Annotated in this window: 21 protein-coding genes; 10 read left to right on the top strand and 11 right to left on the bottom strand. The window is 62.6% G+C overall.

Annotated features, from left to right (window positions below):
• The first annotated feature begins 52 nt into the window (after positions 1-52).
• The 4 genes from ACFY9W_RS26005 (at position 53) to ACFY9W_RS25990 (ending at position 2716) form a co-directional block, all read left to right on the top strand.
• Complete coding sequence (locus ACFY9W_RS26005) at positions 53-748, top strand: sel1 repeat family protein (RefSeq protein ID WP_391136735.1); 696 nt, start codon at positions 53-55, stop codon at positions 746-748.
• A gap of 131 nt (positions 749-879) precedes the next feature.
• Positions 880-1572, top strand: a complete 693-nt coding sequence (locus ACFY9W_RS26000; RefSeq protein WP_391136732.1) for an AzlC family ABC transporter permease — start codon at positions 880-882, stop codon at positions 1570-1572.
• A complete protein-coding gene (locus ACFY9W_RS25995; protein WP_016714697.1) occupies positions 1569-1883 on the top strand; it encodes an AzlD domain-containing protein in 315 nt (104 codons plus the stop codon). Before ACFY9W_RS26000 ends, ACFY9W_RS25995 begins: the two co-directional genes overlap by 4 nt.
• Entirely contained in the window at positions 1880-2716 is an 837-nt protein-coding gene (locus ACFY9W_RS25990; protein WP_391136728.1) for an AraC family ligand binding domain-containing protein, read from the top strand. The genes ACFY9W_RS25995 and ACFY9W_RS25990 overlap by 4 nt, the downstream gene beginning before the upstream one ends.
• 18 nt (positions 2717-2734) lie before the next feature.
• On the opposite strand, the gene ACFY9W_RS25985 is transcribed toward ACFY9W_RS25990, so the two are convergent.
• A complete protein-coding gene (locus ACFY9W_RS25985) occupies positions 2735-3952 on the bottom strand; it encodes an MFS transporter (RefSeq protein WP_391136725.1) in 1218 nt (405 codons plus the stop codon).
• Positions 3953-4183: 231 nt separating this feature from the next.
• Here ACFY9W_RS25985 and ACFY9W_RS25980 point away from each other — a divergent pair, with 231 nt between their 5' ends.
• Positions 4184-4411 (top strand): hypothetical protein, encoded by a 228-nt coding sequence (locus ACFY9W_RS25980; RefSeq protein ID WP_003250422.1) that lies wholly within the window; start codon positions 4184-4186, stop codon positions 4409-4411.
• Between the two features lie 50 nt (positions 4412-4461).
• Here ACFY9W_RS25980 and ACFY9W_RS25975 read toward each other — a convergent pair whose 3' ends face one another.
• The 5 genes from ACFY9W_RS25975 to ACFY9W_RS25955 form a co-directional block, all read right to left on the bottom strand.
• The gene (locus tag ACFY9W_RS25975) at positions 4462-4944 is read right to left on the bottom strand and encodes a copper chaperone PCu(A)C (protein ID WP_391136722.1); all 483 of its coding nucleotides are present in this window, start codon (positions 4942-4944) and stop codon (positions 4462-4464) included.
• Positions 4945-5553 (bottom strand): SCO family protein, encoded by a 609-nt coding sequence (locus ACFY9W_RS25970; RefSeq protein ID WP_391136719.1) that lies wholly within the window; start codon positions 5551-5553, stop codon positions 4945-4947.
• Between the two features lie 184 nt (positions 5554-5737).
• Entirely contained in the window at positions 5738-6322 is a 585-nt protein-coding gene (gene nfuA / locus ACFY9W_RS25965) for a Fe-S biogenesis protein NfuA (RefSeq protein ID WP_012271640.1), read from the bottom strand.
• Between the two features lie 58 nt (positions 6323-6380).
• Entirely contained in the window at positions 6381-7415 is a 1035-nt protein-coding gene (locus ACFY9W_RS25960; protein ID WP_391136715.1) for an acyltransferase family protein, read from the bottom strand.
• Between the two features lie 208 nt (positions 7416-7623).
• The gene (locus tag ACFY9W_RS25955) at positions 7624-9924 is read right to left on the bottom strand and encodes a fatty acid cis/trans isomerase (RefSeq protein ID WP_391136765.1); all 2301 of its coding nucleotides are present in this window, start codon (positions 9922-9924) and stop codon (positions 7624-7626) included.
• A gap of 175 nt (positions 9925-10099) precedes the next feature.
• Here ACFY9W_RS25955 and metH point away from each other — a divergent pair, with 175 nt between their 5' ends.
• Together metH and ACFY9W_RS25945 are read left to right on the top strand one after the other, a co-directional pair.
• Complete coding sequence (gene metH, locus ACFY9W_RS25950; RefSeq protein ID WP_391136712.1) at positions 10100-13807, top strand: methionine synthase; 3708 nt, start codon at positions 10100-10102, stop codon at positions 13805-13807.
• A gap of 170 nt (positions 13808-13977) precedes the next feature.
• Positions 13978-14196 (top strand): DUF2970 domain-containing protein, encoded by a 219-nt coding sequence (locus ACFY9W_RS25945; protein WP_391136709.1) that lies wholly within the window; start codon positions 13978-13980, stop codon positions 14194-14196.
• 266 nt (positions 14197-14462) lie between these two features.
• On the opposite strand, the gene ACFY9W_RS25940 is transcribed toward ACFY9W_RS25945, so the two are convergent.
• A complete protein-coding gene (locus ACFY9W_RS25940; protein WP_391136706.1) occupies positions 14463-15539 on the bottom strand; it encodes a substrate-binding domain-containing protein in 1077 nt (358 codons plus the stop codon).
• A gap of 213 nt (positions 15540-15752) precedes the next feature.
• On the opposite strand from ACFY9W_RS25940, the gene ACFY9W_RS25935 reads away from it, so the two are divergent.
• The 3 genes from ACFY9W_RS25935 to dkgB all read left to right on the top strand — a co-directional run bounded on the left by ACFY9W_RS25935 (position 15753) and on the right by dkgB (position 18855).
• Positions 15753-17405, top strand: a complete 1653-nt coding sequence (locus ACFY9W_RS25935) for a nitrite/sulfite reductase (protein ID WP_391136703.1) — start codon at positions 15753-15755, stop codon at positions 17403-17405.
• Positions 17389-17883, top strand: a complete 495-nt coding sequence (locus ACFY9W_RS25930; RefSeq protein WP_391136700.1) for a DUF934 domain-containing protein — start codon at positions 17389-17391, stop codon at positions 17881-17883. The genes ACFY9W_RS25935 and ACFY9W_RS25930 overlap by 17 nt, the downstream gene beginning before the upstream one ends.
• A gap of 168 nt (positions 17884-18051) precedes the next feature.
• A complete protein-coding gene (gene dkgB, locus ACFY9W_RS25925) occupies positions 18052-18855 on the top strand; it encodes a 2,5-didehydrogluconate reductase DkgB (protein ID WP_391136697.1) in 804 nt (267 codons plus the stop codon).
• A 65-nt stretch (positions 18856-18920) separates the two neighbouring features.
• Here dkgB and ACFY9W_RS25920 read toward each other — a convergent pair whose 3' ends face one another.
• The 4 genes from ACFY9W_RS25920 to ACFY9W_RS25905 all read right to left on the bottom strand — a co-directional run bounded on the left by ACFY9W_RS25920 (position 18921) and on the right by ACFY9W_RS25905 (position 26411).
• On the bottom strand, positions 18921-19388 hold the full coding sequence (locus ACFY9W_RS25920; RefSeq protein ID WP_391136695.1) for a sn-glycerol-3-phosphate transporter: 468 nt from the start codon (positions 19386-19388) through the stop codon (positions 18921-18923).
• Between the two features lie 619 nt (positions 19389-20007).
• A complete protein-coding gene (locus ACFY9W_RS25915) occupies positions 20008-20970 on the bottom strand; it encodes an aliphatic sulfonate ABC transporter substrate-binding protein (RefSeq protein ID WP_391136692.1) in 963 nt (320 codons plus the stop codon).
• A 14-nt stretch (positions 20971-20984) separates the two neighbouring features.
• Positions 20985-21941 (bottom strand): aliphatic sulfonate ABC transporter substrate-binding protein, encoded by a 957-nt coding sequence (locus ACFY9W_RS25910; protein ID WP_391136762.1) that lies wholly within the window; start codon positions 21939-21941, stop codon positions 20985-20987.
• Between the two features lie 132 nt (positions 21942-22073).
• Positions 22074-26411: an NEL-type E3 ubiquitin ligase domain-containing protein gene (locus tag ACFY9W_RS25905; protein ID WP_391136688.1), complete on the bottom strand. Its 4338-nt coding sequence runs from the start codon at positions 26409-26411 to the stop codon at positions 22074-22076.
• Between the last annotated feature and the right edge of the window lie 46 nt (positions 26412-26457).

Raw genomic sequence — 26457 nt, 5'->3', positions numbered from 1 at the left:
CCATTAACATCGAAGCCGTCCATTCTTGCCTGGCCGCCCAAGGGGCCTGGCTGTGAGCCGCATGCGACGCCTGCCCACGCTGTTGGTCGCCCTGATGCCGCTGGCTGCGCATGCGCTTGAGGTGCGTATCGACCCTCATGCCGACCTGCTCTACCGCCAGGCCTTGCCCCTGCTGGAGCAAGCCGATAACCAGGGCGACGATGCCGGCATGCTGCGCACCGTTGTGGGCAGCGACCCCGAGCTTAATCGCCAGGGCCAGGCCATGGCCCACACCCTGCCAACAGCGGTCGCCCTGCTGAAAAAATCGGTAGAACTGGGCCACCCGGTCGCGCAGTACCGCCTGGCGCTGTATTACATGACGTATCTGCCTGCCGCGCAAATTCCAGATGCTGCCTGCCCATTGCTCGAAGCCAGCCTGAAGCAGGGCTTTGCCGCCCCCGCGCCCGCCATCGCCACCTGGTGCCGGCCCTACAACACCAGCAGCGAGTACCGCGCAGCGCTGGAGGCCATCCCCAGCATGGCCACCGTGTACGCCCCCTATTACCCGCAACCCGCAACCCGCCTGGCCTGCAGCCGCAGCCGACCGCAAGGCCTGGACATGCTGTGGGGGCGCCAGCGCGACTACCAGGCCGAGGTCTACCGCCTGCTCGGCGACCTGGACCCACAGCACCGCCCCAGCCTGTTGCAGAAAGCCGTGGAGATCAACGGCTGCGTGACGGCGCAACAGCGCCTGAGCAGTCATCCATAATCCTCGGCCAGACGCGGCCCCACTGGGGCTTGTGTCTGCCTTGAAATCGAAGCCGGTCAGCAAGATCGTTCAAGCCATCCCCCTGCCCCGTCTGGCATGCTGCTCTGCCTCGTACACGCATTGCAGCCATCATGCCCCACATTGCTCGTCAAGCCTTCCTCCACGGCGCCATCGCCATCATGCCGTTGTCCCTCGCCGTCGCCCCATGGGGCCTGCTGGCGGGCTCCATGGCCATCGAGGCCAACCTCAGTGCCTGGCAGGGGCAAGGCCTATCGGCCATCGTCTTCGCCGGTGCCGCACAGCTGGTCGCGATCGGCATGCTCAAGGGCGGCGCCAACCTGGCGTCGATCCTGCTCACCACCCTGCTGCTGACCTCACAGCACCTGCTTTATGGCCTGTCGATGCGCCCGGTGTTGTCCAGCCAGCCGCTGCGCTGGCGCCTGGGCCTGGGTTTTCTGCTCACCGACGAGTTCTTTGCCCTGACCAGCCAGTACGACCAGCAGCAATTCAACCGCTGGTACGCTTTGGGGGTGGGCCTGACGTTCTACGTCGCCTGGAACCTGTTCACCCTGGCCGGCATCCTGCTGGGCCAGAACATTCCCCACCTGGACCAGTTCGGCCTGGACTTTTCCATCGTCGCCACCTTCGTCGCCCTGATCGCACCGCTGGTGCGCAACCTGCCCACGGTTGTCTGCGTAGCCGTGTCGCTGTTCTGCTCGGTGCTGTTCAGCCACTGGCACTGGGAAACCGCCCTGGTGGCCGCAGGCCTGCTGGGCATGGGCGCCGGGTTCATCTGCCAGAAATTTGCCGGAGCCCGAGCATGACCTGGATCCTGATTTTCGCCATGGGCGCCATCGTGTTCCTCAACCGCTATGCATTCCTGGAGCCGCGCCTGCCCCTGCGCCTTAGCTCCAACGCCCGGCAGTTTCTTGGCTTTGCCGTGCCCGGCATGCTCACCGCCATCTGCGGCCCGATCATCTTCATGCCCGACCACCAGTTGAACCTGAGCCTGCTCAACCCTTACCTGCTGGGTTCACTGGTGGCCATCGCCCTGGTGCTGTTGACCCGTAGCGTATTGCTGAGCATGCTGGTGAGCATGTTGATCTTCTTCTTCCTGCGCAGCTGGCTGGCATGACCACGCCCCTGCGCGAGCAGACACACCTCTGGCAGGCGCCGGCCCTTGGCGACGTCGAGATGCTGCATGCGCGTTATTTCCAGCAGCGTTTCGCCCCGCATGTGCACGAAGGCTACGTGTTCACCGTGATCGAATCGGGCGCCCAACGTTTTTGGCACCGCGGTAGCGAGCACCTGGCACCGGTCGGCAGCATGGTGCTGATCAACCCCGACGAGCTGCATACCGGCGCCACGGCCCATGAAGCGGGCTGGCGCTATCGCGGCTTCTATCCCGAGCACGAGCGGGTAACCGGCGTGCTGGACGAACTGGAGCTGGGCCGCCACGGCATGCCCAGCTTCAAGGACAGCGTAATCCACGACCCTGCCCTGGCCCTCGCCTTCAGCCAGCTGCACCAGCTGTCCGAAGCCGGCGCCAGCGCGCTACAGCAGCAAACTGCCTGGCGCCAGGCGGTACTGGCCCTGGTGCAACGGCACGGGCAATGCGCCGAACCCTTGGCCCCCGGCCACGAACCCCTGGCCGTGGCCCGCGCCCGCGAACTGCTGGAAAGCCAGCTGGCCGACCCGCCCTCGCTCGAAGCGCTGGCGGCGGCCGTCAACCTGTCGCCGTTCCACTTCGCCCGGGTGTTCCGCCAGGCCACCGGCCTGCCGCCGCACGCCTGGCTGAAGCAACGCCGCCTGGCCCGCGCACGGGAGATGCTGAAGAGCGGCCTGGTTGCTTCGGAGGTGGCCTTCGACCTTGGTTTTGCCGACCAGAGCCATTTGAGCCGGCAGTTCAAGCAAGCCTACGGGGTGACGCCGGGGGCGTATCGGCAGGCATGCGTTCAATCTGTTTAGCCCGCCAACAACGACGCGCTATGCACGGTTGTCTGTATCCAGGGCACGCCCCCTCAGGTTCCAGCGCACTGGCGCGATAAACAACATGAACGTCATCCATATCAAGGTGGCTGGCCCAGCAAGCAAGAAGACCAGGCTGGCAACCAACCCTGAAACGGCATCCCCAAGGACGGCGGTGAAGTAATAAAGGGAGAAGTTTCTGCCAACCTCATCCTCATTTGACAAGTACTGAATATTAGTCACGATGGCGATATCTACAAACGCGCCAATAAAGCCGACCAGGAACAGCACTAGCAAAAAAAGCCAATTATTGAACTGCAACGCCACTGCTGCTGCAAAAAACAGTGCGCCGTACAGCACCCAGTAACGCAGTACCAAACGTGCGGTCGTGCGCGGATTGAAGCGTGTATAGAGCATCCCTCCCATCACGGTACCTGCTGCCAGCAGTGAGAATACGTAACCCACTGCCGCCTCTGAGTCGAAGTTTTCCAGCACCGAAGCCGGAAGAATGAAACGAATCACCGAGGTGGCGAACATCGCGCATAGTGTAGTACAGCCAATAACCGCAAACAGCGGTGCATTGCCGGCCCTGAGCTGACCTACACTGCGTACCGTATCGCGAATAAGAGCGCCCCCATCGAATGGCTGTCGAGCGGCTCGCCGGGCCGGCCCCAGCGTCGAAATGAAAATGACAGACAACACCAGGCATATTGCAAAGAACAAGAAGGTTGCATCGCGAGACAAGAACAGTGCGCAGGCCGAGAACACCAGCGGCCCCAAAATCGAGGCAACATCTTCGATCACCTGAATACCGCTGTTGACCGAAGCTAACTGGTCCTTTTCTACAAGGTCCGGAAAGTACGCGCGAAACGTAGGCGCATAAAGGCACTCAAGCGCCGTCATGACCATTGCAAAGCCCACCAACACTGGAAACGCTGGCGTGAACAGACTGAACAGGGCAAAGAACGCCAGCGCCAGCATGCATTTAACCAACTCGACCACAAACAGTGTTCGTTTTTTGTTTGTGTTATCTGCCAGCCAGCCGCCTAAGGGAGAAAACAGCATACACGGCAAGTAACGAAAAAAGTAAGCGATGCCAATCAGCAGCAAATCCGCATCGCTCAGTAAAACGATGCTCACGGCGAATGCCGCTTCAAAGGCAAACTCACCGCATTTGGAAAACCAATAGCTCAACGAAAGCGAGCGCGTTCCAGAGTTGAGAAGTAACGCTTGCATTGGGCGTTATTACCTTCAGTCAGCGTGAATAGATCCATTCAATCTAAAACCTAGCCACGACTAAACTCAACGCCAAAGTTGTAACAATACCGACACTGTCAGTGCAGGTATCAAGTAACTTTCTGTTACTTGAGGTGCTAGCTTTTCGCCTGGTCAGCGCCACCTGCAAACGCAACAAGAGCCCCGCCAACCCTCTGCTACACTGACAAGGCTGAATTGGAGGATCCTGCCATGTCCGAAAGAGAGCTCACCACCCTCCTGTCGCTGATGAACCAGCGCCAGGCCTGCCTGAGCAGTGCCTGCAAGGAGATTGCCGACTGGATCGACCGGCAGGGCGATGTGCCCGCTGCCGGCAAGATTCGCGCAAGCCTGAAGGCGCTGGAGGCCGATGAGGCCCAGGTGCGAAAGACCCTCACCTCGCTGACCCTCGACAGGCCGCTGCCGCGCTTTCGTAGCTGAAAGCCGCAGCTGAAAAAGCAAAGGGCCGCTACATGCGGCCCCTTGGTCTGTCAGTGTTTCATGTGCATGTGGTCATGCCCACCGCCGGCTTCGGCGTTGAGCGCACGTACTTCAGCTTGCACGTCGAGGGTTTCCTTGGCCCCTTTGGCATCCTCGATGGTCAGGGTCAGCGGTACTTTCTCGCCTTCCTTCACCTGATTGTTCAGGCCCATCAACATCACATGCAGGCCATTCGGGTCCAGGGTCACGGCTTTGCCGGCCGGCAACTCGACGGCCTTGACCTCACGCATGCCCATCACGTCGCCGTTCATGGTCATCTCGTGCACCTGCACGCTCCTGGCCACCGGCGAAGCCACGCTCACCAGCTTGCTGTCGCTGCTGGCGGTCAGGGTCATGAAGGCACCGGTGGACTGCTGGTGCGGCACGCTGGCACGCACCCAGGCATCGCTCACGGTGGTCTGGGCCAGAGCTGGCAGGGCCAGGCCCATCAGTACCAGGGCAGCCAGGCCACGTTTGATCGGTTGCATCGACATTCAGCAGATCTCCATCAGGGTGACCAGGTCTTCGGCACATTCCTTGGCGTTCAGGGAATGGCCCAGGCTCAGGCGCAGGGTGCCACGTGTATCGTAGACGTAGCTGGTGGACGAGTGAGAGATGGTGTAGGTGTCGCCGGCCGGAACCTTTTCGTAGAACACCTTGAACTCCTTGGCCACCGCCGCGATTTCCTCGGGGGTACCTGTGAGTGCGGTGAACGTGGGGTCGAAGGCTTTGACGTAGGCATCGAGCACTTCGGGCGTGTCACGCTCCGGGTCCAGGGTGATGAACACCACCTGGAACAGGTCACGGTCACGGCCTTTGAGCAGTTTGCGGATCTGGGCCGCACGCGCCAGGGTGGTCGGGCAAACGGCCGGGCACTGGGTAAAGCCGAAGAACACCATCGGCATGCTGCCGTAGAAGCTCGACAGGGTGCGCACGTTACCTTGCGGGTCTTTGAGGCTGAACTTGCGACCGAGGATTTCGTTGCTCATGTTCTTGCCGTACTTGAACTCGAGCCCCCGGGCCGGGCTACAGCCTGCCAGCAGGCCAAGCCCGAGAACGCCCATCCCGGCGACAACTGCGCGCCGGGTATATAGATCATTCATGAAACCATCCTTTACAGGGAAGGTGCCGGCCCTCGGGACGGGCTGGCTGAAAAACCGGGGCATTCTGGCATGACACCCCAAGGGGTTCTACCCGACCAAGGCGGGGAAGGCCTGCAGCCCTTTGAATACGGGCTGCGGCCTGTTGTCGCAGGGGTTGAAACAGTAACAGTTTGTTGCTAAGGCATCAGTAGTAGGCGTTTTCTTTCTGAGTGTGGTCAGTCACGTCACGCACGCCTTTCAACTCGGGAATACGCTCGAGCAGGGTACGCTCGATGCCTTCCTTCAGGGTCACGTCGGCCTGGCCGCAGCCTTGGCAACCGCCCCCAAACTGCAGCACGGCGATGCCGTCATCGACCACGTCCACCAGGCTGACCTGGCCGCCGTGGCTGGCCAGGCCGGGGTTGATCTCGGTCTGCAGGTAGTAGTTGATGCGCTCGTTGATCGGGCTGTCTTCGTTGACCATCGGCACCTTGGCGTTCGGCGCCTTGATGGTCAGCTGGCCACCCATGCGGTCGGTGGCGTAGTCGACCAGTGCGTCTTCCAGGAACGGTACGCTGACCGCGTCCAGGTAAGCGGTGAAGCTCTTCAGACCCACAGCGGTGTCGTCAGGCTTCTCTTCGCCCGGCTTGCAGTAGGCAATGCACGTCTCTGCGTACTGGGTGCCCGGCTGGGTGATGAAAATACGAATGCCGATGCCAGGCGTATTCTGCTTGGAGAGCAGATCGGCCAGGTAGTCATGGGCGGCGTCGGTAATGGTTATAGCGCTCATGTAGGTTCCTCACAGACTTGCCGCCAAGTGTACGCCAACCCGCCCATTGAACAAAGTCCTAGTATTTGACTCGGGAAAGCGCATATTCAGGTGCCCGCCCCCGTGGCGCCGCCAGCCAGGCTTGCATGCGCCGGTACAGGCCGCGCTCCAGCCACTGGTAGCTGAACCACGACATTAGTCCAATGGACGGCACGCACAGGGCAAACACCAGGTACGGATTCAAGCCCAGCCGTTCGCTGGCGAACCAGCCGGCATAAAGCACCAGCACGTGAATCAGGTAGACCGAATACGAACAGTCGCCCAACGCCTTGAGCACCTGGTTGCCTTTGAACCAGGGCTCCATGGACACAAACGCCAGCACGATCATGGCGCTTGGCAGCCCCCAGTGCAGCAGGCGTTGGGAAGCATCCAGGTGATACAGCGCATAGCCCGCCACCGCCAACAGCGCCAGTGGGATCCACAAGCCCTGCCGAATCAGGCCGCGACGGTAGATCACACCCAGGCCGATACCCAGCAGGAACTCGTAGATGATCCCGTTGTTGTAGAAGTGGCTGAGCAAGCCAAGGCGGCCCAGCACCTCGCTTGCCAACAGTAGCGCCGCTGTCATCAACAACTGCAATTGGCGATGGCGGACGAGAAATGCCAGACCGAACAACAGGTAGAAGAACATCTCGAAATTCAGCGTCCAGCCTACGTTCAGCGTTGGGTACAGGCCATAGCCACCGGGGTTTTCCGCTGGAATGAACAGCAGCGAGAGCAACAAGTGGTGCCAATCGAATTCCTGATGCGGCATCCACTGGCTGAAGGCCAGCAGCAACGTGGCCATGAGGGCGGTATAGAACCAGTAGGCCGGGATGATGCGCAGTGCCCGGTTAAGCAGGAACTGGCGCGGCTCGACAGCTTTGTCGCGGGTCGACAGGTAGATGACCAGCCCGCTGATGACGAAAAAGATGTCGACGCCTACGGCGCCACGGTCAGTGAGCAGTTGGCCGATGGGGCCGGTGGCGTGGAAGTCGAAGAAGATCTGCATGAAGTGGTGGCCGACCACCACCCAGGCGGCGAACGCCCGCAGTGCCTGAAGCGAATACAGCATGAAATACCCTGCGCTTGGCGGTGCATTGAGGCCTTTGGGAGCGCTGTGCGCTCCATCGCCGGCAAGCCAGCTCCCACAGGGACCGCGTAAACCCGAAGGCGACGCAGGACCTGTGGGAGCTGGCTTGCCGGCGATTGGGCTGCAACGCAGCCCCCGGACCACCCACCATTTCCGACCGCAGGCTCACGGGAAAGGTCAGCCCACCCGATCAGAGGTTCTCGTAGCGGTTCATGTCCAGCACCCCCGCCTCCACCGGCTGGGTCTCCTTGATGAAGCTGTTCAGGTCATGGAAGTAGCGCCAGAACTCAGGATGACTACGGCGCACGCCCCAGCGCATGACGATGCGCTCGAACTTGGCCGCATCGTCTTTCGCATACTCCATGTCCTCGACGAACTCCGCCACATCCTGGGTCGGGACGTTGAAGATGAAGTTGGGGTAGCTGCTGAGCACGCCCGGGTACAGGGTCAGGGTATCCAGCCCCGGCTGGTAGCGGTACGCCTCACCTAACAGGAACGCCACGTTGCTGTGCGCGCGGTTGCGCAGCAGGCTGTACACCTGGCGCTGGCCGCCCTGCCCTTCGATGCGCAGCATGGTTGCCTCGGGCAACTGATTGATCACCTTCAGCCCGGCAGCCGGGCGCGACACCAGGCGGCTCAGTGATTGCTCGGCATTGCGGAACTCTTCGTTCATCTGCGGCCGTGAGCAGAATGCGCCCTGGCAGCGGTTGATCGGGTCGGGCGATGCATTCAGGCTGCCGGTGCGCTGCAACAGTTTCAGGCCGAAGTCGCGCTTGGCATGGCGCGGGTCGAGCTGGATGCCGCTCGGGGTGTCGGTGTCGATGTCTTCATAATCCATCCACATCTTCACCTTGCCACTGTTCTGGTACCAGTCGCCCAGAATCGCCTTGCGCTGGTCGGCCGGCATCAGGCGCAGGAAATTGACCTCGGCGCCGTTGCGGATCAGGTCGAAATACAGGCGCGTCTGCAACTGGTGCGACACGTTGCCGTACACATCGAAGTTGACCGCCAGTTGGTAGTAGGTGCGCTCGAACAGCGGGTAGTCGAACAGCCACATGGTCAACGGCACGTCGCCGATCAGGCCCTTGGTTACCGAAGCGCTGTCGAAGTGGCGGAAAATGCTCAGCAAGGCATTGTCGTTACCGGCCCACAGGGTGGACCAGCCCGGCGCAGGCATTTCGGCGTAGGCGTCGCGGCGCAGCTTCTCGTATTCGTTGCGCTTGTCACGGTAGGCATGCCACAGGCTCAGCACACTGCCCACGTCATCGATCTGCCCCGGCATGGCCAGCAATGGCGTTGCCTGGCCACGGTATTTGGCATCGGTGATGTAGCGGTCGAAGGCCGGCTCCTGGAACAGCGCCCAGAAGTTGTCGCGGATCACGTCGGTGGCGATCTGGCCGCGGCACACCGGGCCACGGATGAAGGTACGCACGAAGTACTCGGCGTTATCCAGCATGAACTGGTAGCGCGCAACCGCGGGGATCGCCTCGAAGGTTTCGAACGGGTTGGCCCGGTGCCGCGGGCCGTAACCTGGCAACGAAGTGGCGTGCCAGTCGCCAGCGTAGAACAGCTGCTTGACCCGCTTGAGCTTCTGCGGCCCCATCGGGTAGGTGATGTGCGTCTTGTGCACGATCACACCCTGCACCGGGATCAGCCGGTAATAGAAGTCGGTACCGGGTGGGTCATTGGGGCGGCGCGTGGCAATGATGTCGACCGGCTTGCCGCTCGGCGTGCGCGAACGCACCCACTGGAAGAAGTGCCCCTGCTCACCCCCCACGAAGTAGATGTGCGCCAGGAACAGGTGCTCGTACAGCCAGCGGCCGACCAGCGCCTCGGTGGAACCCGGGCGGTTGAGCAGCTCTTCCCAGTCGGCGATCTGCGAGGCTTCTGCAGCACTTGGCTTGATCGGCTGGTATTCCACCGGCGCACCCGCCGCCAGCCAGCGGCGCATGGTGTCATACTCCTTGTCGGTCAGCCCGGTCACCGCCAGCGGCATGCCCTCCCTGGGGTGGGCGCCGGCATAGGCGTCGAACTCATGGGGCAAGGGGCACATGTTGTTGCGGCTCAGGCCCAGCACAATCTCATCGGGTAGCTTGGCGTTGGGCGTGAGCGGGGTCTTGTGCCCCAGTTCCAGCATGCGCGCCATCAGCGCGGCCTGGCTGCCCTGGTTGTCGAGCACCGAGTAAAAGCCCTTCTTGCGCCACTGTTCTTCACTGTGGGCGTCGTAGAACAGCCGCGTGGTAGGCACCGCCTTGCTGCGCTCGCCCTGGTACACCGGGACCTTGCTGGCCCCGCGCACCGCACCCTCCGGGCTTTCCAGCTTCAGCTGGCAGGCAGCGTCATTGCAGGCGTGGCAGGCCACGCACTTCTCGGTGAAGATCGGTTGAATATCCCGGGTGTAGGAAATAGCCGGGCTCGACTGGGGGGCTTGCCCGAACACCGCGCCGCTGATGAGCAGGGCGAAGGCGCCGGCAAGGATACGATGCACCATGTGCGAAAAGTCCTGGTTCTTGAAAGCCATCACGAGTTTGCCTGGTCGTCCTTGGGTGCTGGTAACCGCGCCAGCAACATGAGCAGTTTTCATGCAAATGGGCGATGCGCCTAAAAACCGCGCAGCTTTGTTATGATTCCGCACCTTCTGATATTTGCCCGACCAGGTAGTTCCTATGTCCGACCGCAGCGCTCGTCTCCAAGCACTCCAGAACGCACTCAAAGAGCGCATCCTGATCCTCGACGGCGGCATGGGTACTATGATCCAAAGCTACCGCCTGGAGGAACACGACTATCGTGGCACGCGGTTCGCCGATTGGCCAAGCGATGTAAAAGGCAACAACGACCTGTTGCTGCTCAGCCGCCCGGACGTGATCGCTGCCATCGAAAAGGCCTACCTGGATGCCGGCGCCGATATCCTCGAAACCAACACGTTCAACGCCACGCAGATTTCCCAGGCCGACTACGGCATGGAGTCGCTGGTCTACGAGCTGAACGTAGAAGGCGCGCGCATTGCCCGCCAGGTAGCGGATGCCAAGACCCTGGAAACCCCCGACAAGCCGCGCTTCGTTGCCGGCGTGCTCGGCCCTACCAGCCGTACCTGCTCGATTTCCCCGGACGTCAACGACCCCGGCTACCGCAACGTCACCTTCGATGAGCTGGTAGAAAACTACATCGAGGCCACCCGCGGCCTGATCGAGGGCGGCGCCGACCTGATCCTGATCGAAACCATTTTCGACACCCTGAACGCCAAGGCGGCAATCTTTGCCGTGCAGCAGGTGTTCGAGGACGACAACGTCGAACTGCCGATCATGATTTCCGGCACCATCACCGACGCCTCCGGCCGTACCCTGTCGGGCCAGACCACCGAGGCTTTCTGGAACTCGGTGCGCCACGCCAAGCCGATTTCCGTGGGCCTGAACTGCGCCCTCGGTGCCAAGGACCTGCGCCCGTACCTGGAAGAATTGTCGACCAAGGCCGATACCCACGTATCCGCCCACCCGAACGCCGGCCTGCCAAACGCCTTCGGTGAATACGACGAAACCCCGGCCGAAATGGCCGCAGTGGTCGAAGAGTTCGCCGCCAGCGGCTTCCTGAACATCATCGGCGGTTGCTGCGGCACCACCCCGGGCCACATCCAGGCCATTGCCGAAGCGGTGGCCAAGTACAAGCCGCGCGAGATCCCTGAAATCGCCAAGGCCTGCCGCCTGTCGGGCCTGGAACCGTTCACCATCGACCGCCAGTCGCTGTTCGTCAACGTCGGCGAGCGCACCAATATCACCGGTTCCGCCAAGTTCGCCCGGCTGATCCGTGAAGAGAACTACACCGAAGCACTGGAAGTTGCCCTGCAGCAGGTCGAGGCCGGCGCCCAGGTAATCGACATCAACATGGACGAAGGGATGCTCGACTCCCAGGCCGCCATGGTCCGCTTCCTCAACCTGATTGCCGGTGAGCCGGACATCTCGCGCGTGCCGATCATGATCGACTCGTCCAAGTGGGAAGTGATCGAGGCGGGCCTCAAGTGCATCCAGGGCAAGGGCATCGTCAACTCCATTTCCATGAAGGAAGGCGTCGAGCAGTTCAAGCACCACGCCCGCCTGTGCAAGCGCTACGGCGCTGCCGTGGTGGTCATGGCCTTCGACGAGGTCGGCCAGGCCGACACCGCCGCTCGCAAGAAGGAAATCTGCCAGCGCAGCTACGACATCCTGGTCAACGAAGTGGGCTTCCCGCCGGAAGACATCATCTTCGACCCGAACATCTTTGCCGTCGCCACCGGTATCGAAGAGCACAACAACTACGCCGTCGATTTCATCGAGGCCTGTGCCTACATCCGTGACCACCTGCCGCACGCGCTGAGTTCGGGCGGCGTGTCCAACGTGTCGTTCTCGTTCCGTGGCAACAACCCGGTGCGTGAGGCGATCCACTCGGTGTTCCTGTTCCATGCGATCCAGAATGGCCTGACCATGGGTATCGTCAACGCCGGCCAGCTGGAGATCTACGACGAGATCCCAGCCGAGCTGCGCGAAAAGGTAGAGGACGTGGTGCTCAACCGCACCCCGCACGGCACCGACGCACTGCTGGCCATTGCCGACGACTACAAGGGCGGCGGCGCCACCAAGGAAGTGGAAAACGAGGAATGGCGCTCGCTGCCGGTGGAAAAACGCCTGGAGCATGCGCTGGTCAAGGGCATCACCGCGTTCATCGTCGAAGACACCGAGGAATGCCGCCAGCAGTGCGCACGCCCGATCGAAGTGATCGAAGGCCCGCTGATGAACGGCATGAACGTGGTCGGCGACCTGTTTGGTGCGGGCAAGATGTTCCTGCCCCAGGTGGTCAAGTCGGCCCGCGTGATGAAGCAGGCGGTGGCGCACCTGATCCCGTTCATCGAAGCCGAAAAGGGCGACAAGCCGGAAGCCAAAGGCAAGATCCTGATGGCCACGGTAAAAGGCGACGTGCACGACATCGGCAAGAACATCGTCGGCGTGGTACTTGGCTGTAACGGCTACGACATCGTCGACCTTGGGGTGATGGTGCCGGCCGAGAAAATCCTGCAAACCGCCCGCGAACAGAAGTGCGACATCATCGGGTTGTCCGGCCTGATCACCCCATCGCTGGACGAGATGGTTCACGTTGCCCGCGAAATGCAGCGCCAGGGCTTCGAACTGCCACTGATGATCGGCGGGGCCACCACCTCCAAGGCGCACACTGCGGTCAAGATCGAGCCGAAGTACAGCAACGATGCGGTCATCTACGTTACCGACGCTTCGCGTGCGGTAGGCGTTGCCACCCAATTGCTGTCCAGGGAACTCAAGCCAGGCTTCGTCGAGAAGACTCGCGCGGAGTACGTGGACGTGCGTGAGCGCACCGCCAACCGCACGGCCCGCACCGAGCGCCTGAGCTACAGCCAGGCCATCGCTGCCAAGCCGCAGTACGACTGGGCCGGTTACCAACCGGCAGTGCCTTCCTTCACTGGCGTCAAGGTGCTGGAAGACATCGACTTGCGCACCCTGGCCGAATACATCGACTGGACCCCGTTCTTCATCTCCTGGGACCTGGCCGGCAAGTTCCCGCGTATCCTCACCGACGAAGTGGTCGGCGAAGCCGCCACGGCGCTGTACAAGGATGCCCGCGAAATGCTCGACAAGCTGATCAACGAGAAGCTGATCAGCGCCCGCGCCGTGTTCGGCTTCTGGCCTGCCAACCAGGTGGCTGATGACGACATCGAAGTGTACGGCGAGAACGGCCGGGCCCTGGCCACCCTGCACCACCTGCGCCAGCAAACCATCAAGCCCGACGGCAAGCCCAACTGGTCGCTGGCCGACTTCGTCGCACCAAAGGCCAGCGGTGTCACCGACTATGTAGGCGGGTTCATCACCACCGCTGGCATCGGTGCCGAGGAAGTGGCCAAGGCCTATCAGGACAAAGGCGACGACTACAGCTCGATCATGGTCAAGGCGCTGGCTGACCGCCTGGCCGAAGCCTGCGCCGAGTGGCTGCACGAGCGGGTGCGTAAAGAGTACTGGGGCTATGCCCGCGACGAGCACCTGGACAACGAAGCGCTGATCAAGGAGCAGTACAGCGGTATCCGCCCGGCCCCGGGCTACCCGGCCTGCCCTGACCACACCGAGAAGGAAACGCTGTTCCGTCTGCTCGATGGCACCGCCATCGGCGAAACCGGGCCGAGTGGCGTATTCCTGACCGAGCACTTTGCGATGTTCCCGGCGGCGGCCGTCAGCGGCTGGTACTTTGCCCACCCGCAGGCGCAGTACTTTGCCGTGGGCAAGGTCGACAAGGACCAGATCGAGCGCTACAGCGCGCGCAAAGGCCAGGATGTGAGTGTGAGCGAGCGTTGGTTGGCGCCTAACCTGGGGTACGACAGCTAAGACTGCGCTGGCTTCTTCGCGGGCTTGCCCGCTCCCACAGGTACTGCACATGGTTCAAAACCAGTGCGCTCCCTGTGGGAGCGGGCAAGCCCGCGAAGAGGCCAGCCCAGGCAACCCCTTTTTCATTGCCTACACTGTCCCTGATTGCCTCTGATTCCCCAGGAGCCACCATGGACGATTCCAGCCAGGGCAAACCCCCGACCTTCTGGCAGATGCTGCACAGCATCCTCGCCGCCGCCTTCGGCGTACAAAGCGGCAAGAACCGCACCCGCGACTTCACCCACGGCAAGGCCAGCCATTTCATCGCGCTGGGCACGCTGTTCACCCTGGTGTTCATTGCCGTGCTGATCGGCCTGGTGCAACTGGCCCTGCACCTTACCGCCCGCTAGACATGAAAACGCCTGCGGGATTCCCTCCCGCAGGCGCTCTGGCTGCATCACGGTCTTGAAGACAAGTCTACTGGTGGCTGACCCAATACACGGCAGTGACTACTACCAGGACGATCAGGCAGAGGATCGCCCAGGCATCGACACTGCTGTCAGCTTTGCGGACCTTGGTTGAGTTTCCCATTGCATTGCCTCTTGTAGTGGTTATGGGAATGCACTTCACAACCAGCAGTTAAGACGAGCAATGCCCTTCCCTCAAGCAGGGTCTTTCAATAGTCGACCGGTGACGTCAAAAACGGGTACTTGTAGCTGGCCGGCCGCCCTTCGGCGCTGTATTGCAGAAAATCGACGCCATAATCGGCCCGCCCCAGCAGCTTCAGCCAACGCTGCGCCTTGGCCTTGTCAATGGATTGCAGCAACGGCACACGGTGCTCGCGCAAGCCGTCGCGGTTCAACGCCAGCCCTTGAGCGTCGTCGTGCAACATCACCATGGCCCAACCGCCCAGGCTGAAATGCCCGCCCATCAGCACGCTCAGGCGCCCGTCGATACGCGCACGCAAGGCCTCGGGCGAGCTGTTGACGGCGCCGAACAACACATCGCGGCCCGGCTTGCGCCCTGCTTCCTCGAACGCCTGCATCGCCCCAAAGGCCATTTCGTCATTGGCCGACCATACCAGGCGGGTATCCGGGTAGCGCTCCAGCAACACTTGCGCCTGCTCGTAGGCTCGCTGGCGGTTCCAGCCGCCGTACACCACCTGGCGCAGGCGCACCTGGGGGAAGTCGGCCAATGCGCGACGCATGCCCTCTTCGCGCCGCTGCGAAGCGGGTGTGCTCTTGAGCCCGGCGAAGGCCACCAGGTCCACCGGGAAGCTGTCACGCGGCAACTGCGCGACCATCTGGTGCAACATCTGGAAGCCCGCCTCGTCGTCGTTGGTCGTCAAGGTACCCAAGGGTTCGGCGTACTTTTCGGGCTGGGCCTCGATGCTGCGGGCCTGGCTGGCAGTCAGGCCGTTGTTGACCAGTAACAACTTGACCCCGGTACCGCGCGACAGGCGCATGATTTCCGGTGCCACGTACTGTTCATTGACCAGCACCAGGTAATCCGGCCGCTGCGGCCCATTCAGAATCAACCTGGCCTGGCTCAGGGCCAGGTCGGCGCGGCGCTCGCTGTACTCCACCCGCAGGGTCATGCCCAACTCGTCTGCGGCGGCCTGCATGAAGCGGGTATAGCTGGCCCAGAACGTTTCTGTGGACAGCCCCGGGTTCAGGAACACCACCGACGCCGGCTGCGCGTTTGCCGCCAGCGGCAGGGCAAGACACAAGCTTTGGCACAGGGCCTTGAGCATGGGGATACATCTCTGCGAAGCAAACATCGGATTATAAACGCCTGGCTACGGCCAGCGCACAAATGGCAGTCAGTCTCACATAGTCCATTTGGTTCTTTTCATATGCAAAAACATCACTTTAGCGCATAAACCCAACCTGCTATCTTTCCACGGCTCCGTACCGGAGTGCGCGGCCGTGCGCGCGAATAGCTGCATGCCTGAGACAGGACTTTTATGTACGTATACGACGAGTACGATCAGCGGATCATCGAGGACCGCGTCAAGCAGTTCCGTGATCAGACCCGCCGCTACCTGGCCGGTGAGCTGAGCGAAGAAGAATTCCGCCCTCTGCGCCTGCAGAACGGCCTTTACATCCAACGTTTCGCGCCGATGCTGCGTGTCGCCGTGCCGTACGGCCAGCTGAACGCCACCCAGGTCCGCACCCTGGCCAAGATCGCTCGCGACTACGACAAGGGCTATGCCCACATTTCCACCCGCCAGAACGTGCAGTACAACTGGCCCGCGCTGGAAGACATCCCCGACATCCTCGCCGAGCTGGCCACCGTGCAGATGCACGCGATCCAGACCAGCGGCAACTGCCTGCGCAACACCACGACCGACCAGTTTGCCGGTGTGGCCGCAGACGAGATCATCGACCCGCGCCCATGGTGCGAAATCGTCCGCCAGTGGACCACCTTCCACCCGGAATTCGCCTACCTGCCGCGCAAGTTCAAGATTGCCATCAACGGTTCGCAAGAAGACCGCGCTGCCATCGAAGTGCACGACATCGGCCTGGAGCCGGTGCGCAACGCGGCCGGCGAGCTGGGCTTCCGTGTATTGGTCGGCGGTGGCCTGGGCCGTACGCCGGTGGTGGGCTCGTTCATCAACGAGTTCCTGCCATGGCAGGACCTGATCAGCTACCTGGACGCCATCCTGCGCGTGTACAACCGTTACGGCCGCCGTGACAACAAGTACAAGGCGCGGATCAAGATCCTGGTCAAGGCACTCACGCCAGAAGTGTTCGCCGAGAAGGTCGAGGCCGAAATGGTCCACCTGCGCGGCGGCAACACCACCCTGACCGAAGAGGAAGTACAGCGCGTATCGCGCCACTTCGTCGACCCCGAGTACCTGGCCCTCGACAACGTCGACTACGCCGCCCACGACGCCGAGTACCCAGGCTTTGCCCGCTGGCGCTCGCGCAACACCCGCGCCCACAAGCGCCCTGGCTACGTGGCCGTGACCCTGTCGCTCAAGCCAACCGGCGTTGCTCCGGGCGACCTGACCGACAAGCAGCTGGACGCCGTGGCCGACCTGGCCGAGCGCTACAGCTTCGGCTTCCTGCGCACCTCGCACGAGCAGAACATCATCCTCGCCGACGTCGAGCAGCGCCAGCTGCACGCGCTGTGGCTGGAGCTGCGCGAAGGCGGCTTTGCCACCCCGAACATCGGCCTGCTGACCGACATCATCTGCTGCCCGGGTGGTGACTACTGCTCGCTGGCCAACGCCAAGTCGATCCCTATCGCCGAATCCATCCAGCGCCGCTTCGACGACCTGGACTACCTGTTCGACATCGGTGAAATCGACCTGAACATCTCCGGCTGCATGAACGCCTGCGGCCACCACCACGTGGGCCACATCGGCATCCTCGGCGTGGACAAGAAGGGTGAGGAGTTCTACCAGGTGTCGCTGGGTGGCAACGCCGCACGCGGCGCGAGCCTGGGCAAGATCCTCGGCCCATCGTTCGCCCAGGAGGCCATGGCCGACGTGATCGAGAAACTGATCGCCGTGTACGTCGAACAACGCACCGAGGAAGAGCGTTTCATCGACACCTACCAGCGTATCGGCATCGACCCCTTCAAGGAACGCGTCTATGCAGCGAATCATTAAGAACAACCAGATCGTCGACGAAACCTGGCACTTGCTGCCCAAGGAAACGCCCTTCGACGAACTGACCAACTGCGACGACTATATCGTTCCGCTGCAGCTGTGGCGCGACCATGCCCACGTGCTCAAGGCCCGCGACGGCGGCCTGGGCATCTGGCTGGACAGCGATGAAGAAGCCGAAGAAATCGGCGAAGACGTGCAGCACTTCCAGGTTATCGCGCTGAACTTCCCGGCGTTCACCGACGGGCGCAGCTACTCCAACGCGCGCCTGCTGCGTGACCGCTACAAGTTCAAGGGCGAGCTGCGCGCCATTGGTGACGTGCTGCGTGACCAGCTGTTCTTCATGGCCCGTTGCGGCTTCGACGCGTTCGCCATCCGTGCCGACAAGGACCCGGAAGACGCGCTGCAAAGCCTGAAAGACTTCTCGGTGACCTACCAGGCCGCCACCGACGAGCCGCTGCCGCTGTTCCGCCGCCGCTGATCGTTTCGCGCTTGCAGACAGCCCGCCTTTTGGCGGGCTGTTTCGTTTGGAAAGTGATTCGTGCCTGTACGTCAAATGACTTTGACGCTACAGCGGCTTACTCGATGCCTTCGCACGCGGCAAACTGGCCTTCACATGATCGTCACCGCACTTTTCAGGAGTATTCCCATGAGCATTCCGTCTTTCGGCCTCGGCACCTTCCGCCTCACCGGCCAGGCCGTGATCGACTCGGTCAAGTCCGCACTGGCGCTGGGCTATCGGGTCATCGACACTGCACAGATCTACAAGAACGAAGCCGAAGTCGGCCAAGCCATCGCCGAAAGCGGCGTGCCACGCAACGAACTGTTCATCACCACCAAGATCTGGGTCGACAATTACGCGGCCGACAAGCTGGTGCCCAGCCTGCGTGAGAGCCTGAGCAAGCTGCGCACCGACTACGTCGACCTGCTGCTGATCCACTGGCCAGCCCCGGGCAATGGCGTGGAACTGCCCGAGTACATGGCGGCCTTGGCCGAGGCCAAACAGTTGGGCCTGACCCGCCAGATCGGCATTTCCAACTTCAACATCGAGCTGACCCAACAAGCCATCGACGTGGTTGGCAAAGGCGCAATCGCCACCAACCAGATCGAACTCAGCCCGTACCTGCAAAACAGCAAGCTCGCCGCGTTTCTCAACGCGCAAGGCATCACCGTCACGTCCTACATGACCTTGGCCTATGGCAAGGTGTTGCAAGACCCGGTCCTTGCCGAAATCGCAGCCAAGCACAAGGCCACCGTTGCCCAGGTCACCCTGGCGTGGGCGCTGCAACTGGGCTATGCGGTCATCCCGTCGTCGACCAAGCGCGAAAACCTGGCCAGCAACCTGCTTGCCCGCGACCTGAAGCTGGACACCGACGACATGGCACGCATTGCCTCACTGGAACGCAACGGCCGGGAAGTCAGCCCTGACGGCCTGGCACCGGCCTGGGACTAAGCGCCCATCGTGAGCCAAAAACGGCCCAACGCCGGCATGCCTGCGTTGGGCGTTCAAGCGCGGCATCAAAACCTGAGCCCCACATTGACCATGCCGGCCGCCGCCCCCAGCACCACGAATTCCGCCCCCAGCGGCCCCCAGTGCGCACCAAACGACGGGATGATCACTGGCGCGACACCCAGGTGGTTGAGCGGGATCTTGTCGTCGTACTCGCCCTTGTAGCCCTCGATCAACCCCGCGCTCAACTTGACGTAAACGGGATAGCGTTCGTTCTCCCAGACCTTGCCCAGGTAGGCATAGTAGGAACGCTGGTAGAACGAGTTCTTGAAGGTAGCCGCACCCCACAGCAAGCCGTCGGTGTAGATGCGCTCGATACCGACCAACTCCTGGTGGTTGTTGTGGTCGGGGTCGTGGGTCCAGTGCTTGGTGTAGGCGCTGGTCTGCACATACCAGTAATCCCCCTCGCGCTCCTCTGCGCTCGCAGCCAGGCTCACGGCCAGCAGCGCGATCACTGCAAAAAACGTCCTGTTCATGCTTGATGCCTCGCAGGTCAACCCAGTGACCCTAGCCAAGCTCGACTGATTGCGCCAACGGGCGAGGCAGTCCAGACAGAGGGGCAACTGTCTTGTGCTGCTTGTGCCGGCCTCTTCGCGGGTGAACCCGCTCTCATAGAACTGCGCATCACTTACTGATTTAGCAGGGACTCTGTGGGAGCGGGCGTGCCCGCGAAGAATCCAACGCGGTGCATGGCACCGGCTGCGCCGGTGTTCGCGGGCGCGCCCGCTCCCACAGGGTACGCGATGTGCCCGGCATCAGTTCTCTGCGCGACAGCGCAGCCCAATGGGCTGGGCAATCTCCCACTGGTTCAGTGCGCACCTCTCATAGAACTGCGCATCACCTACTGATTTAGCAGGGACTCTGTGGGAGCGGGCGTGCCCGCGAAGAATCCAACGCGGTGCATGGCACCGGCTGCGCCGGTGTTCGCGGGCGCGCCCGCTCCCACAGGGTACGCGATGTGCCCGGCATCAGTTCTCTGCGCGACAGCGCAGCCCAATGGGCTGGGCAATCTCCCACAGGGTCAGTGCTTACCTCAAGGCACGCGCCGTACCTGTGGGAGCGGCTTTAGCCGCGAAGAGGCCGGCACAGATATCCTCAATTGACAGCCTTTGGCTCGAACACAGTCACTGCACGCGCATCCACCGGCTTGGGCAGCAGCCCTTCGCGGTAGAAGGCATCGGCAATGCGCTGCTGCTCGCCGAGGTTGTCCAGTTTCACTGGCTGCACGTCATAGCTGCGCCGGCCATTGGCCTGCTGCACGGTGGCGCTGTCCAGGTTGCCCCACAGCGGCCCCAGCACCCGAGCGGCCGCTTCGGGGTTGGCCTTGGTCCACGCACCGATCTCGCGCAGCGCCTGATACACCTGCTGCAGCACTTCAGGGTGGGCCTTGGCGTAATCGCTGCCGGCCAGGTAGTAACGCTGGTAACTCGCCAGCTCGTTGCCATCGGCGAGGATGCGCGCATTCTGCTGGCGCTGGGCACTGGCCACGTACGGGTCCCAGGTAACCCAGGCATCAACCTTGCCATTCTCGAACGCCGCCCGGCCATCGGCAGGGATCAGGTACGCCGGGGTAATGTCCTTGAAGGTCAGGCCGGCTTTGGCCAGGGCCTGGATCAACAGGTAATGGCTGCCGGCCGCCTTGGTCACCGCCACCCGCTTGCCCTTGAGGTCGGCCAGGGTCTTGAGCGGCGAGCTAGCTGGCACCAGGATGGCCTGTGCTGTGGGCGATGGCGCCTCCCGCGCAAAATAGGTGAGCTTGGCACCGGCCGCCTGGGTGAACACCGGCACGGTGTCGGCCACATCTGCGGACAGGTCGACATTGCCCAGGTTCAGCGCCTCCAGCAGTGGCAGGCCACTGGGGAACTCATGCCAGCTGACGCGAATGCCCTCGGCCTGCAGGCGCTGCTCCAGCGTTCCACGGGCCTTGAGCAAGGTCAGCAAGGTCGAGGACTTCTGGTAACCGATGCGCAGGGTTTGTTCGGCACTGGCAAGCGACGGCAGCAGGCCGCCAAGCAGCAGGCCCAGGGCCAGGTGGCGTAGGCGTTTACGGTGCAGCATGGGGTGTCTCCAGGTCAGTGTTGGGCCAGTGAGTCATGGGTGGGCACGTTAAAACCAGCGGCGAAGGTTGGCGCCACGTCCAGGCGCTGGTTCATCAGGCCATGGGCGTGGTAGAAGTCGGCGGTTTCCTGTTGCTCGGCGACGGTCTTGGCATCGATGGCCTGCCAGCGCAACTGGCGGCGCTCGAACTGCAACCGCGCGGCGTCTTGCGGGAAGCCAATGATGGTTGCCAGGGTTTTCGAGTAGCTGTCCAGGTGCTGGTAGGCCCATACCTGGGCGCCGGCCAGACGGGCCAGGTAGTCCTGCAGCGCCGCATGCCGGGCCGGGTCATCCAGCGCCTTGTCGGTGGCGGCCAGGAAGCTGTTGCCGGAAGACAGCCCACGACCATTGACCAGTACCCTGCCCTGGCCGCTCAGCTCGGCCAGTGCGGTGTACGGTTCCCAGGTCGACCAGGCATCCACCGAGCCATTGGCCAAGGCAATCTTGGCGTCGACCGGGCCAAGGAAGCGGAACTCCACATCTTTTTCACTCAGGCCGGCCTGGTCCAGTGCCTTCAGCGCCAGGTGATGACCGATTGAACCCCGCCCGGTAGCAATGCGCTTGCCCCTCAGCTCGGCGGCGTTTTGCAGGGGTGCATCAGGGCGCACCAGCAGCGCCGTGCCAAACGGGTCGGACTTGTCCACGGCGATGGCCTTGACCGGTGCCCCAGAGGCCAGCACGAACAGCAGCGGCGCATCGCCAATGATGCCGGCATCGATCGCCCCGGCATTCAGTGCCTCGGCCAGCGGCGCGGCGGCGGGGAACTCGGCCCAGTGGATGTCGTAAGGCAGATCGCGCAAGGCATCGGCCGCTTCAAGCTGGGCACGCATGTTGCCTTTCTGGTCACCGATGCGCAGGGTCAGGCGTTCGCTGGCGAAGGCCTGGGTAACCAATAGTGTGGCAGCGGCGAACAGCAGCAGGCGAGATCGAATGGACATCCGCAGTTCCTTGCAGGTTTAGGGAACTGCGAATGTAGTGGCTTCATTCAAATAAATGAAATTGATTTTAGACCTAAGCTAATATGCAAAATAACACTAACCTGTTGTTTCCCTTGTATCACAGGCTCAAATCGGGTGCTGGTCATAGGCCTGCCGGGTCAGTTGCAGTAACAAAGCCCGCTCTGCGAGCAAGCGCTCGGCCTGCACTGTCTCGGCCGCTTCGCGATACGCTTGGTCGCTCATTTGCTCGCGCTGATCGAACAAGCGCTCAAGCCGCTCGTGAAAGGGCGCATTCATGGCCTCGAACCGGTCTGCATACAGCCGCTGCAGATACTGCTGCCAGAACTCCCGCTCCACCAGTGAGCGGCTAAGTGCATCGAAGTTTTCGGCAGCCCGCACTTCGCGCGCAGCCAAGGTCAGGTCGGCGCTGCCAACGCCACTGGCATAGGCATAGTTCATGCTCGAAGGCTGCGCCGGCAAGTCGAGAGCGCCTGCCAGGCCGACCCGATAGGCCAGGTGCACCTCCACAGGATCGATCGGCACGTAAGGGTCGCGTATACGCTGCTGCTGAATGTGCCGGATGGCAATCAGGTCGACCTGGTCCAGGCGGAACAGCTCACGCCCCAACCGCAGCAACGCGCGCATGGCGTAGGGCCCTTCCAGCCCCGCCGTACGCTGGGCCGCCAAGGTGCGCACCTCCAGGGCACTGAGAATCAGCAGCATCTGGTCGGCACAACTGCGTGGCCCTGCAGCCTGCTGGAAAACCGCCTCGCGGACTTCGCTGTTCAGCTCGCAAGCCTCGATAATGCCCCACACCCGGCGACACATGTCCTGGGGCTGGCGGCGGAAATCCGCCGACCGTGAAAAATCGGCAAAGAATCGGAACAAATCCTGTGCCCCGGCTTCCGCAGCAAGCCGGTCCCACTGCTGCAAGCGACGGGCCTGATAAGCGGGCGCCACACCCTCAAGCCAACGCACACGTTCATCCTCCAGCATGTCGTCATGCTCACGAACAGGCACCACATCTGCTGTGCTGCGCTGCCTCAGCTCCCGCAGTTGGCTCATGGCCCGGGGCGAAAGAGGGTTGTCATGCAGGAACACCCGGTCAGGGTCGCGGCCAAGCAGCTGCAACACCGCGTCGGGCAGCTCGCTGATCGAATTCCCACGCAGGTCGATCAGCATCAGCGAGGGCGATTCGAGCAACGCCACGGGTAACGCTCGCAGCCCTGTCATGCGCAGGTTCAGGCTGCGCAAGCGGAACAGCACGCTCACGTCCGGGGTTCGCCCCAGCAGGTTGTCATGCAGGTCCAGAGACACCAGCCGGTGCAGCGCAGCGATACGCTGGCTCCCTTCGCTGGTCAGGCCAATGTGGTTATCGGCGAGGTTCAGCTCCACAAGCTCGACCAAATGCTCGATGCTGGCAGGCACCGTGGTCAGCAGGTTGCCACGCAGGTCCAGGCTGCGGACCTGGCCAAAGCGCTGCAAAAAGCCCGGCTCAATGTCCAGCAGGCTCATGTTACGCAGGCTCAAGCGCGTGATATGGCTGAAATCCACCACATCGGGCAGGTTTGGCAATGTACCTACCCGCCAGCCATGGATAAACAACTGCAAGTTGCCATGCGTATCGACACTCTGCCGCTGCCAGGCTCGGCGAATGGTCCGCGCTACCCAGGCGCGGCGCAGCGCCTGGACCGGGCTGACAGACGCACGTCGCCAGTTGCCCAAGGTATTTTCCAGAATGCTCAGCTGGTTGTGATGGTGGTAGTAGAAGTGCCACGGGGTCATGCCCTGGTGACCCGCCGAGGCGATGAATGCCTCGGCCTGGACATCGGTGAACGTCGGGAACAACCGCCTGATTGCCTGGCGCAATGCCCCTGTGCTGCTTTCTCCGCGCCCACTGAGCGGGTAGCCGAGCCGGCCATCCCCCAGCCGCACCGGCGGGCGCACTCTGCCGCCGTCTGGCGCCATGCCGAGCAAAGCAGGCAGGCCATCACGTTGCATGAATGCCCGCTGCGCCAGCGCCTGCGCCAATTGATTCGCAGAATCCCCGGCGTTACCCAGCGCCTGACGCTGCCTATCGCTGAGTTGCCAAAGCATTGCCTGCATCAGGCTGTCCTGGGTGCTCGTACCCTGTAGCGGCGCCCCCTCCCCATCCAATGCCTGGTACCCCTGGGGCCCCTTGACGATCACGCGTATGTCGGTGGCGGACGGGGCGCCCATTCGTACCAGAGGCAATGCCCCTGCATCAGCTTCGCGCATTTCAACCCGTAGCGTATCAGGCCAGCTCACCCACTGTTCCAGCAAGCCGAAGGCCAGGCGCTCGGTGTCAGCATTAACGGCTTCAGCCTGGTAGAACCCCGCACACGCCCGGTCCAGGCGGATGTCCCTGAGCATCCAGCGGGCCTGCTCGGCCAAGGCCAGCGGCACCCGTTGCCGGTCGACCATGCGCTCGACCAACAGCTCGTCAGCCTGCTCGACAATGGCCTTGGCAGCACGGGCTGTCAGCCCCGGGAAATCACGCTGCAAAAGCGTTTCGGCAGCTGACGGCGCCCACTGGCTTTCGGCGAAATGTTGTTCAAACGCAGCACCTCGCAACCTCGGGTACTGCTGGTGCAACTGGCGGCGCTGCAGGGCATCGAGCAGGCGTGCCGGCGCCTGCCCCTCCTCCAGGTGCAAGCGCCGCAGGCGGTCCTCGTCGTAACCGGTGACCTGCAGCGCGTCATGTGCTGCCTGCTCATCCACCTCGGCCAGGCCACTGCCCAGGCGCCGCAGCAACTCTGCCCCCTGCCATGTGTGCGGCGTGTCCAGTTCATGGCGCCAGGCACCACCGCCCATGTGCCGCAACGTCGGCGCGTAGGCGCCCTGACGCTGTGGGTGCTGAATGCGCAGCTCGCCCTCAAGCGGGTCACCAGCCACCTGATAGGCTGCCTGATGCGTGCGCAAGCGGGGCTTGCCGGCCTCTACCGCATACTGGCCAATGGCGGTATGGTCGTTGCCCAACGCATATGCCTCCAGGCGCGGGTCGAACAATTTGTACTGGCCGCCTGCGGTTCGCACGGGCACCAGCGTATCGACAAACGCAGCGCGTCGCAGTAAACGCTCGGAGGCGACTCCGGTCCCGGCAGCCACCAGCGTCTGCGCAACGTTCACAGCCACGCTGAAGGCATGCTCAAGTGCACCTTGGCGATCCCCCAGGTGCCAGTCTTCATAGCCTTCATAAACGTCATCCACCACCTGCAGTGCGGCAATGCCCAGAAGCGGCAACCCCAGGCCCGGCACGTAGAAGCTGGCCAGCCCAAGCAGGTCGAGGCCCAGGCTTGCATAAAAGTGCAGGCGCCGATCCCGCTCGGCACTGTCCTGGACGGCGGTAGGCACGGCCAGTACCTGGGCATCATCGAACAGCGTTGCAAGCTGAGCCTTGCGCAGGTACTGGAACAATGGCTCGCTGATAACCTCGTAACGCCCGTCGAGTTCAACGGGTACGTGCCCCTCCCCCTGCGCCATGGCGTGGGCCAACGCCGGCGTGTAGCGCTCACGGTCACGTTCGCTGATGAAGCGCTGGAAGTACTCCGGGTAACCCGGCAACCGGAAGCGCTTGCCAAGGTCCTGAAACAGCTTGTCCCATGATGTGTGCCAGCTGACCGCACCGTGCGGGTCATCAGGCAACCAGCACAACACGCCTTCCAGCGGCCCCTCGCCCAGCCCGTCACGGTGCAACTCAAATGCAACGGCCCCTCGCACCCGCTGGCCAAGGGCACGCAGCGCCCCCGGGCGCATCCGCGTTGCCGCCGCGGGCGCAGGCGTGATCGCCGCCAGGCATTGCACCAGCGCAGTTTCATCGATGTCGGCCTGCAGTGCTGCCAGGCGCAGGGCCGCTTCCAACGCAAGACGCTGGCCTTGTTCAAGCAGGGTTGCAACACCAGCCCCTGTATCCCCCGGCGAAGTCAGCCGCGCTTGCAGATAAGCCTGGTATTGCCCGCCGATGTCGACTGTACGGCAGCATTCGGCAAAGGCCCTGGCCGTCATGGGCAGCGCTTCGCCTTGGTCATCCAGCAGCATCGATTGGTCTATCACTCCCAATGACCTGGATTCACTGTCACTGAAATTGTGCAGCGCTGCTGCCAGCAAGCTGTGCTGCAACGTACGCCTGCGGGCGCCGCCCGGTGCTTCCGGGCGTGAGCTGGGGTACCGCTCGATGAGGTGCATTTGCAAGGTTGCCTTGCGCACGTCCACTGATTGCGCAAGCGTCTGCGCGAGCGCGTTGTGCAGCAAAGGGGCAGCAAATTCATCCAGGGGCTCGATGCTGCTGAACAAGACACTAACGCGTTGCTGCACGGCCTGCTGCGCGTGCAAACAGTCATGCAGTTCTATCAACCGGTTGGCTGGGGGCGGCGCCAGCCAGCCGGGCAGGCGGCTGGCGATCAAGGTATCGATGGAATCGTCGATAGGTGCGGGGGTTGGCATGCTGGGCTCTCCTTGGTGGAAAAGCCTCATCTCAACCGAACGCGCA

It is taken from the genome of Pseudomonas sp. NPDC008258, from assembly GCF_042956345.1.
GTDB lineage: Bacteria > Pseudomonadota > Gammaproteobacteria > Pseudomonadales > Pseudomonadaceae > Aquipseudomonas.
This window is presented reverse-complemented; position numbering and strand designations above follow the sequence as displayed.

What these genes read in the sequence shown, in the direction of transcription:
- ACFY9W_RS25960 (WP_391136715.1), bottom strand. Translation starts at nt 7,415, where the DNA reads ATGCTGTATTCGCTTCAGGCACTGCGGGCGTTCGCCGCCTGGGTGGTG.
- ACFY9W_RS25905 (WP_391136688.1), bottom strand. Translation starts at nt 26,411, where the DNA reads ATGCCAACCCCCGCACCTATCGACGATTCCATCGATACCTTGATCGCC.
- ACFY9W_RS25995 (WP_016714697.1), top strand. Translation starts at nt 1,569, where the DNA reads ATGACCTGGATCCTGATTTTCGCCATGGGCGCCATCGTGTTCCTCAAC.
- ACFY9W_RS25980 (WP_003250422.1), top strand. Translation starts at nt 4,184, where the DNA reads ATGTCCGAAAGAGAGCTCACCACCCTCCTGTCGCTGATGAACCAGCGC.
- ACFY9W_RS25985 (WP_391136725.1), bottom strand. Translation starts at nt 3,952, where the DNA reads ATGCAAGCGTTACTTCTCAACTCTGGAACGCGCTCGCTTTCGTTGAGC.
- ACFY9W_RS25975 (WP_391136722.1), bottom strand. Translation starts at nt 4,944, where the DNA reads ATGTCGATGCAACCGATCAAACGTGGCCTGGCTGCCCTGGTACTGATG.
- ACFY9W_RS25945 (WP_391136709.1), top strand. Translation starts at nt 13,978, where the DNA reads ATGGACGATTCCAGCCAGGGCAAACCCCCGACCTTCTGGCAGATGCTG.
- ACFY9W_RS25940 (WP_391136706.1), bottom strand. Translation starts at nt 15,539, where the DNA reads ATGCTCAAGGCCCTGTGCCAAAGCTTGTGTCTTGCCCTGCCGCTGGCG.
- ACFY9W_RS25915 (WP_391136692.1), bottom strand. Translation starts at nt 20,970, where the DNA reads ATGCTGCACCGTAAACGCCTACGCCACCTGGCCCTGGGCCTGCTGCTT.
- nfuA (WP_012271640.1), bottom strand. Translation starts at nt 6,322, where the DNA reads ATGAGCGCTATAACCATTACCGACGCCGCCCATGACTACCTGGCCGAT.
- ACFY9W_RS25970 (WP_391136719.1), bottom strand. Translation starts at nt 5,553, where the DNA reads ATGAATGATCTATATACCCGGCGCGCAGTTGTCGCCGGGATGGGCGTT.
- ACFY9W_RS25920 (WP_391136695.1), bottom strand. Translation starts at nt 19,388, where the DNA reads ATGAACAGGACGTTTTTTGCAGTGATCGCGCTGCTGGCCGTGAGCCTG.
- ACFY9W_RS26000 (WP_391136732.1), top strand. Translation starts at nt 880, where the DNA reads ATGCCCCACATTGCTCGTCAAGCCTTCCTCCACGGCGCCATCGCCATC.
- ACFY9W_RS25935 (WP_391136703.1), top strand. Translation starts at nt 15,753, where the DNA reads ATGTACGTATACGACGAGTACGATCAGCGGATCATCGAGGACCGCGTC.
- metH (WP_391136712.1), top strand. Translation starts at nt 10,100, where the DNA reads ATGTCCGACCGCAGCGCTCGTCTCCAAGCACTCCAGAACGCACTCAAA.
- dkgB (WP_391136697.1), top strand. Translation starts at nt 18,052, where the DNA reads ATGAGCATTCCGTCTTTCGGCCTCGGCACCTTCCGCCTCACCGGCCAG.
- ACFY9W_RS25990 (WP_391136728.1), top strand. Translation starts at nt 1,880, where the DNA reads ATGACCACGCCCCTGCGCGAGCAGACACACCTCTGGCAGGCGCCGGCC.
- ACFY9W_RS25930 (WP_391136700.1), top strand. Translation starts at nt 17,389, where the DNA reads ATGCAGCGAATCATTAAGAACAACCAGATCGTCGACGAAACCTGGCAC.
- ACFY9W_RS25955 (WP_391136765.1), bottom strand. Translation starts at nt 9,924, where the DNA reads ATGGTGCATCGTATCCTTGCCGGCGCCTTCGCCCTGCTCATCAGCGGC.